This is a genomic window from Mesorhizobium sp. M7A.F.Ca.CA.002.09.1.1 (genome assembly GCF_003998555.1).
Taxonomy (GTDB): Bacteria; Pseudomonadota; Alphaproteobacteria; order Rhizobiales; family Rhizobiaceae; genus Mesorhizobium; species Mesorhizobium ciceri.
Genome location: NZ_RZRR01000900.1, coordinates 1 through 2,242, shown reverse-complemented (window position 1 = coordinate 2,242; position 2,242 = coordinate 1). Strand labels below are relative to the sequence as shown.

At 62.9% G+C, this 2,242-nt stretch carries 3 protein-coding genes; all 3 read left to right on the top strand.

Going from position 1 to position 2,242, the window contains the following annotated elements; genetic code table 11:
• Positions 1–1,029, top strand: a 1,029-nt coding sequence (locus tag EN994_RS28060; protein ID WP_164746264.1) for an ABC transporter permease, incomplete at its 5' end; no start/stop codon positions are given.
• On the top strand, positions 1,026–1,835 hold the full coding sequence (locus tag EN994_RS28055; protein WP_082826529.1) for an ABC transporter permease: 810 nt from the start codon (positions 1,026–1,028) through the stop codon (positions 1,833–1,835). The genes EN994_RS28060 and EN994_RS28055, both read left to right, overlap by 4 nt.
• On the top strand, positions 1,832–2,242 hold a 411-nt coding region (locus EN994_RS28050; RefSeq protein WP_127307992.1), incomplete at its 3' end, for an amidohydrolase. The genes EN994_RS28055 and EN994_RS28050, both read left to right, overlap by 4 nt.

Genomic DNA, 2,242 nt, shown 5'->3' with positions numbered 1-2,242 from the left:
GCAGATAGCGGCCTGCCTGGCGAACCCGTCTTTGCAGCACTCGTCGAGGACCTGGCCGACGCGCGGCGCGCCGGAAAGGAAGGCGTACTGGCGCAACTCGTGAACCAGCGCGTCGTCGGCAGCCGTTTCCTCGTCATCAAGACGGCAAAGGATGCGGCCGACGGCAAGCTGACTATGCGTCCCGTGCGCGACGAGGTGCTCTCCAAACAGGCCGGCTGGAAAAATATCGATCTCTGGCAGGTCATCGCGCGTCAGCAAAGCGCGCGAACGGACTATTATCTGCTTGCGAGCCTTGACCTGAAGCGAGGCGCGGACAATTCGATCGAAGCCATTTCAGCCGATCGCGCCATCTTCGTCGACGCGCTGCTGCGTACGATCTGGATCAGCATCGTGGTGACCGTGATCTGCGCGGTGCTCGCCGTGCCGCTGGCGCAGGCAATTGTCAGCGCGCCGCCGGCCTGGTCGAAGCTCATGTTCGCGCTGATCCTGTTTCCGCTCTGGACATCGCTGCTGGTGCGCACCGTCATCTGGATCATCGTGCTGCAGAAGAACGGACCCGTGAATTCCACGCTGCTTGGCCTCGGCATCGTCAGCGAGCCGCTCAATCTCATTTACACACGCTTTTCACTCTACGTGGCAATGGTTCAGGTTCTGCTGCCCATGATGGTGCTCTGCGTCGTCGCCGTCATGCGGCGGGTTCCGACCACCTATATGCGCGCGGCACTGTCACTGGGCGCGCCGTGGCTCACAGCGTGGCGCCGCGTGCAGTTGCCGTTGATCCTGCCAGGAATCCTGTCCGGCGGGGCGATCGTTTTTGTCTTCGCACTCGGCTACTACATCACCCCGACGCTTGTCGGCGGGCCGACCGACCAGATGATCTCCAGCTACATAGCGTTCTACACGAACAGCACACTGAACTGGGGCATGGGTGCAGCGCTTTCGTTGCAACTGCTGATGATCCTCGTCCTGTTTGCATTCCTGTTCTGGACGGCGTCCGTCCTCTTCCGCCGCAAGGCGCATGTCGCATGAGCGCCGACCGCTTTCGGAAATGGCTGATGTATGCCTATGCGGCGACATTGCTGGCGTTCATCATCCTGCCCCTGCTGATCGTGATCCCCATGTCGCTGACCTCGAGCAACTCGCTGGCGTTTCCGACGCCGGGCTGGTCGCTGCGCTGGTATGCCGAACTGTGGGTCGACCAGCGCTGGCCGACCGCGCTGTGGAACTCGGTCGTCATCGCGCTGTCCACCACGGTTCTGGCGCTGCTGCTCGGCATACCGGCGGCGATCGGGCTCGCCTGGGGCGATTTTGCCGGCAAACGGATCCTCTATGCGATCATCGCCGCGCCCTTGGTGACGCCAGTCGTCATTGTCGGCGTCGCGGCCTTTTCATTCTTCGCCACACTGGGACTCGTTGGCAACAAGCTATCGATCATTCTGGTGCATACGGCCATGGCCGTGCCTGTGATGCTGACGACTGTCGTCGCCAGCCTTTCGACCTTCGACCGGACGTTGGTTCGCGCGGCGGCATCGCTCGGCGCCGGCACCATGCGCACATTCTTCAAGGTAGTGCTGCCGCTGATAGCGCCGGGCGTCATTACAGGGGCCATCATCGCCTTCATCATCTCTTTCGACGAAGTCGTCGTCGCAAGTTTCCTCTCGACGGGCGCAGAGCGAACCTTGCCTCGCATGATATTCTCCGGGGTGCGCGAGTCCATCAGTCCCGCCATCGCGGCCGTCGCCGTGCTGCTGATCGCTTTCTCGGCAATCCTGCTTGTGGTCATCGCCATCCTGCAGAGCCGCTCACAAACTCTTCGCGCAAAGGCATCGGCATGAGACTGGTACCCTCGGTGCAGCAACTAGAGACAGAGATGACGGCCTGGCGGCGGCATCTGCATGCCAATCCAGAACTCGGCTTCGAAGAGTTCGAGACGGCACGTTTCGTGGCGGACAAACTGCGCTCGTGGGGCATCGAGACGACCGAAGGTGTCGGCCGCACAGGCGTCGTCGGCACGCTCAGGGGCAGGCTCGGCGCTGGTCGCAGCCTGAGCATTCGCGCCGATATGGACGCCCTGCCGATGACCGAGGCGCGGCCGCTGCCGCATGCGTCCCGCGTCCCCGGGAGGATGCATGGCTGCGGCCATGACGGCCACACGACAATGCTGCTCGGCGCAGCGTCAGCACTTGTTCGCTCGCCCGACTTCGCCGGCACGGTGCATTTCATCTTCCAGCCGGCCGAGGAG